Origin of the sequence: Curvibacter delicatus NBRC 14919 (genome assembly GCF_001592265.1) — a bacterium.
GTDB lineage: Bacteria > Pseudomonadota > Gammaproteobacteria > Burkholderiales > Burkholderiaceae_C > Hylemonella > Hylemonella delicata.
The window spans coordinates 23,968-30,379 of record NZ_BCWP01000037.1 but is presented as its reverse complement, the minus strand read 5'-3'; the positions used below and the strand labels follow the sequence as shown (position 1 = coordinate 30,379).

Below are 6,412 nucleotides of genomic sequence, written 5' to 3'. Positions count from 1 at the left end.
TGAAAAAAGGCCCGTCAGGGCCTTTTTTCATCCACACCTGCACCAGCCCCTCAACCCGGGCCACCAATTGCCGATAAAGTCTGTAACGCCTCCTTGCACATCCCATGACGCCGCGCCTCCTGCTCATCCCTGCCCTTGCCCTGCTGCTTGCCGCTTGCGACATTCCGGGCATGGGCCCCGACCCGCGCGTTGCCCAGCGCGAGGCGGATGCCAAGGCCATTGGCGGCGCCTGCCGCCATGCCCTGCGCGGCATTGAGGACTGCTATCGCCTGAACGAAAAGGCCTCCAAGACCGCCGTCTTCGATGGCTGGAAGGAGATGGACCAGTACATGCGCGACAACAAGATCGAGGGCCAGGCGCCCAGTGTCGGCGTGGCTGCAGTCGAAAAAGAAGAAATCATCGAAGACAAGAAGCCGGCCGACGACGGCAAGGAAAAGACCGCTGACGCCAGGCCGCGCAACGGTGGCAAGGCCTCCGGCAACTCAGAAAGACTCTGAGCCCGCCACGGGCCCAGCGGCCATCACGCCAAAGCGGACCTGCTGCTCCGCCCTTCACGCCCCCAGTTCGAACACCGCCATGCTCTCCACGTGGGCCGTGTGCGGGAACATGTTGACCACACCGGCAGCGGTACAGCGGTACCCGGCCTGATGCACCAACAGCCCTGCGTCGCGCGCCAGCGTTGCCGGGTTGCAGCTCACATAAACGATGCGCCGCGGCGGCATCCAGCCGGCGGCGCCCGCCGTGGGCGGATGCTCAGTCGGGTTGAGCTTTTGCTGATGCAGATCGGCCAGAGCCTTGGCCAGGGCAAAGGCCCCTTCACGCGGCGGATCGACCAACCACTTGTCGGCCACGCCGTCCTGCACCAGCCACTCAGGCGTCATCTCGAACAGGTTGCGCGCTACAAATTCAGTAGCTGCCAGCGCACGGCCATCAGGGGCTATAGCCCGATTTCTCAGGTAATTCTCACGGGAACGCGCCACCAGCGTTTCGCTGCCCTCGATGCCCAGCACCTCGCGTGCCTGCGTCGCAATCGGCAACGTGAAATTGCCCAGGCCACAGAACCAGTCGATCACGCGCTCGGTCTTTTGTGCATCGAGCAGGCGCAGCGCACGCGACACCAGCACCCGGTTGATGTGCGGATTGACCTGGGTGAAGTCGGTCGGCTTGAACGGCATGGTGATGCCGAACTCGGGCAGCGCATAAGCCAGTTGCAAGCCACTTGTTTCGTCCAGCAGGTGCACGGTGTCCGGCCCCTTGGGCTGCAGCCACCACTGCACGCCGGGATGGGCCTGGACAAAGGCGCGCAGCCGGGCCAGGTCCGCCGCACTCAGTGGCTCCAGATGGCGCAGCACCAGTGCGGTGACGGCATCACCACAGGCCAGCTCGATCTGCGGGCAGGTCTCGATCGCCTCCAGCGAGCCAATCAGTTCGCGCAAGGGTATCAGCATGGCGCTGACATGGGGCGGCAAGACCGGACACACTTCCATGTCGGCCACATAGCGGCTCTTGCGCTCGTGGAACCCCACCAGCACCGTGCCCTTCTTGCGCACATGGCGCACCGACAGGCGGGCACGGTAACGGTAGCCCCAGGCCGGCCCTTCGATCGGCCGCAGGATGCTCTCGGCCCGCACCTTGCCCAGGTGCCAGAGGTTGTCCTCCAGCACACGCTGCTTGATGGCCACCTGGGCACTGACATGCAAGTGCTGCATCTTGCAGCCGCCGCAGGCGCCCGCATGCAGGCCGAAATGCGGGCAACCCGGCGTGACACGCTGGGCAGACTGGTGGTGCACGGCCGTCACGGTGGCCTGTTCCCAGTTGTTTTTCTTGCGGTTGACCTGGGCGCTCACCAGCTCGAAGGGCAAGGCGCCTTCCACAAACACCACCTTGCCGTCAGCACGGTGGGCAATGCCCTGGGCTTCGATATCGAGCGACTCGATCAGCAGAGCGTCGGCAGGTGAACCGGGGTTGGGAGAAACTGAATCTGTCATCCTCCAATTGTCTCAGAGGTCTTGGAAGACTCAGAGATGGCGCCGACTAGGCCCAGGCCTTGAGGTACTCGTCCCAGTGCGGCTCCGTGGGAGCCAGCTTGCCCAGCGTGTCCTTGATCAGCGCGATCTCCTGCTCGTACTCCTTCTCCAGAAAACCGCCACGCATCTTCTGGAAGCGGCTGTACAGCAGATAGGTGTTCATCACATCGGTCTCGCAGTAGCGCCGGATGTCTTCCAGTTGGCCACCCAGGTAGGCCGGATAAACCGCCGAGCCATCCATGCCCAGCTTGCCGGGAAAGCCGCACAGCTTGGCCATGGCATCGAGCGGGGCATTGTTCTTGGGCTGGTACATGGCCAGCAGGTCCATCAGGTCCAGGTGCCGCATGTGGTAACGACCGATGTAGTTGTTCCACTTGAAGTCGCGGTCATCGTCGCCCAGGTCCCAGTATTTGTCGGCCATCACGCCATGCTGCAGCCCGCGGTAGTGCAGCACCGGCAGGTCGAAGCCACCGCCGTTCCAGCTCACCAGCTGCGGCACGTGCTTCTCCACCGTGTTGAAGAAAGTCTGGATGATCTTGCCTTCGCTCTGGCCATCGCGGTCGACAAACGAGTGGACGCGCAGCCCTTCGGCATTGCGAAAGACACAGCTGATCACCAGCACGCGCTGCAGGTGCAGCGGCATGAAGTCGCTCTGACCGTGCTCCTTGCGTTCCGCCAGCCAGGCGGCATGAACCTGCTCGTCCGGGGTATCAGGTGATACGCCCCGCAAGGTACGCAACCCGGCAATGTCGGGAATGGTTTCGATGTCGAAGACAAGTACAGGCCAGGCCATAAGATCAGAGCAACGCCTCGCGCGTGATGCCGCGGCGCGCCAGGTAGCGCTTGAGCTTGAGCAACGCTTCGTTCTGCACCTGGCGCACGCGCTCACGCGTCAGGCCCAGGCGGTGGCTGAGCACGTCCAGCGTTTCCGGCTCGCGGTCGTGCAGGCCAAAGCGGCCTTCGAGAATCTCCTGCTCGCGTCCCGACAGGCTGTGCAGCCACTCCTCCAGCAAGCGCTCTACTTCGTGCGTGTGCGTCACGCCGCTGGGGTCCAGCGCCAGCTCGTCCACCACGGTCTCGCCCAGCGTCTGCTCGCTCTCCGTGCGCTCCAGCGTGGCATCGAGCGATTTCGGCGTTTCCGCCAAGGCCAGCAACTCAGCAACCTCGTTGACGTCTCGCCCCAGGAAGTTGGCCACGTCTTCCACACGCACCCCGTCAGGCCGGGCCTCGTTGAACGCCGGGTCGTTTTCCAGCGCACGGCGTGCCCGCAGCACCTGCTGCAACTCGCGCACCACATTGACCGGCAGGCGGATCACCCGCCCCTGCAGCATCAAGGCACGCTCAACCGACTGGCGGATCCACCAGGTGGCATAGGTGGAAAAACGAAAACCGCGTTCAGGCTCGAACTTGTCGATGGCATGCATCAGGCCAAGGTTGCCCTCCTCGATCAGATCCGACAGCGGCACACCGCGCCCGAGGTAGAACTTGGCAATGCTCACCACCAGACGCAGGTTGTGTTCGATCATGCTCTGCCGCGCGGCAAAGTCGCCGGCGCGTGCGCGCATCGCGGTCTCGTACTCCTGCTCGGGCGTGAACAGCTCGGTGCGACGCACATGGCGCAGGTAGGCCGAGAGTGCATCCCCCGCCTCGCCAGCCACTTCGACGCCTGCCAAGGTGGCCGCGGCCTGGCTGACCGCTATCAAATCAGGAGCTGCCAGCGCAGTATTTTCAAGGAGCGAGGCATGATTTGGCTCATCCTCCGGGGCCACTGGGGGCACCACCTTGCCTGGGCCTTGAAGGGAGCGTTTGGTCATGGCTGTTCCTCAAGGCGCGGTTGGCATCGGCCTACCTGGCTGGCAGGTATTTGGCCGGATCGACCGGTTTACCCTGACGCCGCACTTCGAAGTGCAGCTTCACCCGGTCGGCATCACTGTTGCCCATCTCGGCAATCTTCTGGCCTTTGCGCACCGACTGGTCTTCCTTCACCAGCAGCGACTGGTTGTGCGCATAAGCCGTGAGGTAGGTGTTGTTGTGCTTGAGAATGATCAGATTGCCGTAACCGCGCAGACCGGCGCCGGCATAGACCACGCGGCCGTCTGCGGCAGCGAACACCGGGTCGCCAGCGGCACCGCTGATGTCCAGCCCCTTGTTCTTGACTTCATCAAAACCCGCCAGCACCGAGCCGCCATTAACCGGCCAGTTCCAGGCGATCTGGTCTTCACCATTCGCAGCAGCGGCTTCCGGTTGCGCAGCGGCCGCCGGCTGGGGTGCCGATGCCGGTTGTTTGGCTGCGCTGGCCGCCTGTGCCGGCGGCGGCACGCTGCTGGCGGTGGCCGTCGAACTGGTGATGGGGCGCGTGACCGCAGCTGTCTGCGTTGTGGCGGCGGCTCCGTTGGCACCCGGCGGCACCACACGCAACACCTGTCCCACCTCGATCTGGTTCGGGTTGTCCAGGTTGTTCCAGCGCCGGATGTCCTTCCAGTTCTGGCCCGTCTCCAGGCCGATGCGGATCAGCGTATCACCGGGTTTGACCGTGTAGTAACCCAGCTTGCCGGCATTCTCAAAACCCGGCGGCTGCTTGACCGCCTGGGTGTTCGGGTCCATCGCAGCCTTCTGGGCGGCGTTGCGGCGGTCTTCCACCGGTGCACGGTTGAGGCTGGTCGAGCTGCATCCGGCCAGCCACAGGCAGACCCCAGCCATCAGACCCCAAACAACAAAGCGCTCCCGCAAACCCGACATAGACGTTCCCTTCATGCGATACCTGATTTTAGGGGGACAAAGTGAACCGCCTCAAGCACGGTCTGGCGCAGCCCCTGCGGCGTCCTATCGATCACCATCAAGGCCTGCTGCCCGCCCGTGCTGGAGGCCACCGGCGCCACCAGGCGGCCATCCATGGCCAACTGGTCAATCCAGGCCTGTGGCACGGCCTCGCCGCCGGCCGCGGCAATGATGGCGGCATAGGGTGCGCCCTTGGCAAAACCCGCCATCCCGTCGCCAAACAGCAGGTGCACATTGGGCAGACGCATGGGGCGCAGGTTCTCGCGCGCCTTGTCATGCAGGCCACGCAGGCGCTCGATGCTGTAGACCTCGCTGGCCAGCAGGCTCAGCACCGCCGCCTGGTAGCCACAGCCGGTGCCGATCTCCAGCACCCGCCCCAGCTTGCCGGGCCGCCCGTTCAGCAGCAATTCGGCCATGCGCGATACCACACCCGGCTTGGAAATGGTTTGCCCCAGCCCGATGGGCAGGCTGGTGTCTTCATAGGCCTGGTTGACCAGCGCGCTGTCGACGAAACGGTGGCGTTCGATGGTGCCCATGGCCGACAGCACGCGCACATCGCTGATGCCCTGCCCCGCCAGCTTGTTGACCATGGCCTGGCGCACGGCATGCGAGTCCAGCCCCAGCCCGTGCGGCTGTTGACGCGCCACCGGCGGCTTGGCTGCCGCCGTGGCGGGTTTGGCGGCCGACATCGGCAACAGGGCAGCGCCTCGCGCCGGTGCCGGGCCGGGCGCACGATCCAGCCGGGCCGGAAAAGACGGACGTGGCTTGGACGTCATGCGCCCTCCTTGCCCGCCTGCGCGGTGAGAAGGCTCATGGACTGGGCCCAGTAGCCCAGGTTGGCATGGTCGCTCAGGTCCACCTTGAGCGGCGTCACCGCCACATGGCCGTGGCTGGTGGCGTGGAAGTCCGTGCCTTCGCCCTCGTCCTTGGCCGGGCCGGCGCCGCCGATCCAGTACATGGTGTCTCCGCGCGGGCTGGTCTGGGTGATGACCTTCTCGGCCGAATGGCGGCGGCCCAGGCGGCACACCTTCATCGGCTTGAGGCTTTCCAGCGGCAGACAGGGAATGTTGACATTGAGCAGCCACGGCTGGGTACCCACCAGCTGGTGCTGTGCCATCTGCAACACCAGCTCGCGCGCCTTGGCCGCAGCGGCATCCAGATGGCGCCAGCCCTTCTCGGTCTGCGAGAAGGCAATCGCCGGAATGCCGAACAGATACCCCTCCATCGCGGCCCCCACGGTGCCGGAGTAGATGGTGTCGTCACCCATGTTGGCGCCGTTGTTGATGCCGGAGACCACGAGGTCCGGCCGGTAGCCCAGCAGGCCGGTCAGAGCGATGTGCACGCAGTCGGCCGGCGTGCCGTTGACATAGCGAAAACCATTGCTCGCACGCTGAACGTAGAGGGGCGAATGCAGTGTCAGGGCGTTGGACTTGGCACTGTTGTTGTGCTCGGGCGCGACCACCTCGACCTCGGCCACATCTTTCAGCGCCTCGTACAAGGCGACGATGCCGGGGGCCTGGTAGCCGTCGTCGTTGGAAATCAGGATCTTCATGTTTGCAGCGTAGTGCTGCCGATTGTAGGTGGCTGGCGCCCTTGTCCTGGCGCAC

The 6,412-nt window shown here is 64.7% G+C and carries 7 protein-coding genes; 1 reads left to right on the top strand and 6 read right to left on the bottom strand.

The window, feature by feature from the left end; translation table 11 throughout:
• The first annotated feature begins 104 nt into the window (after window positions 1–104).
• Window positions 105–497, top strand: a complete 393-nt coding sequence (locus CDE01S_RS14985; protein ID WP_066709295.1) for a hypothetical protein — start codon at window positions 105–107, stop codon at window positions 495–497.
• Window positions 498–551: 54 nt separating this feature from the next.
• Here the strand turns inward: CDE01S_RS14985 and rlmD are convergent, their stop codons facing one another.
• The 6 genes from rlmD to surE are packed head-to-tail and all read right to left on the bottom strand — an operon-like array spanning window position 552 to window position 6,357.
• Window positions 552–1,988: a 23S rRNA (uracil(1939)-C(5))-methyltransferase RlmD gene (gene rlmD, locus CDE01S_RS14980; RefSeq protein WP_066709292.1), complete on the bottom strand. Its 1,437-nt coding sequence runs from the start codon at window positions 1,986–1,988 to the stop codon at window positions 552–554.
• 46 nt (window positions 1,989–2,034) lie between these two features.
• Complete coding sequence (locus tag CDE01S_RS14975) at window positions 2,035–2,820, bottom strand: 3'-5' exonuclease (protein ID WP_066709289.1); 786 nt, start codon at window positions 2,818–2,820, stop codon at window positions 2,035–2,037.
• 4 nt (window positions 2,821–2,824) lie between these two features.
• Window positions 2,825–3,841, bottom strand: a complete 1,017-nt coding sequence (locus CDE01S_RS14970) for a sigma-70 family RNA polymerase sigma factor (RefSeq protein ID WP_084382917.1) — start codon at window positions 3,839–3,841, stop codon at window positions 2,825–2,827.
• Window positions 3,842–3,872: 31 nt separating this feature from the next.
• Window positions 3,873–4,781 carry a peptidoglycan DD-metalloendopeptidase family protein gene (locus tag CDE01S_RS14965; protein WP_084382916.1) on the bottom strand — a complete coding sequence of 303 codons (909 nt, stop codon included), beginning with the start codon at window positions 4,779–4,781 and terminating at the stop codon, window positions 3,873–3,875.
• Window positions 4,778–5,581, bottom strand: a complete 804-nt coding sequence (locus tag CDE01S_RS14960) for a protein-L-isoaspartate(D-aspartate) O-methyltransferase (RefSeq protein WP_066709277.1) — start codon at window positions 5,579–5,581, stop codon at window positions 4,778–4,780. Before CDE01S_RS14960 ends, CDE01S_RS14965 begins: the two co-directional genes overlap by 4 nt.
• Window positions 5,578–6,357: a 5'/3'-nucleotidase SurE gene (surE, locus tag CDE01S_RS14955; RefSeq protein ID WP_066709275.1), complete on the bottom strand. Its 780-nt coding sequence runs from the start codon at window positions 6,355–6,357 to the stop codon at window positions 5,578–5,580. Before surE ends, CDE01S_RS14960 begins: the two co-directional genes overlap by 4 nt.
• Between the last annotated feature and the right edge of the window lie 55 nt (window positions 6,358–6,412).

What these genes read in the sequence shown, in the direction of transcription:
- CDE01S_RS14985 (WP_066709295.1), top strand. Translation starts at nt 105, where the DNA reads ATGACGCCGCGCCTCCTGCTCATCCCTGCCCTTGCCCTGCTGCTTGCC.
- rlmD (WP_066709292.1), bottom strand. Translation starts at nt 1,988, where the DNA reads ATGACAGATTCAGTTTCTCCCAACCCCGGTTCACCTGCCGACGCTCTG.
- CDE01S_RS14975 (WP_066709289.1), bottom strand. Translation starts at nt 2,820, where the DNA reads ATGGCCTGGCCTGTACTTGTCTTCGACATCGAAACCATTCCCGACATT.
- CDE01S_RS14970 (WP_084382917.1), bottom strand. Translation starts at nt 3,841, where the DNA reads ATGACCAAACGCTCCCTTCAAGGCCCAGGCAAGGTGGTGCCCCCAGTG.
- CDE01S_RS14965 (WP_084382916.1), bottom strand. Translation starts at nt 4,781, where the DNA reads ATGAAGGGAACGTCTATGTCGGGTTTGCGGGAGCGCTTTGTTGTTTGG.
- CDE01S_RS14960 (WP_066709277.1), bottom strand. Translation starts at nt 5,581, where the DNA reads ATGACGTCCAAGCCACGTCCGTCTTTTCCGGCCCGGCTGGATCGTGCG.
- surE (WP_066709275.1), bottom strand. Translation starts at nt 6,357, where the DNA reads ATGAAGATCCTGATTTCCAACGACGACGGCTACCAGGCCCCCGGCATC.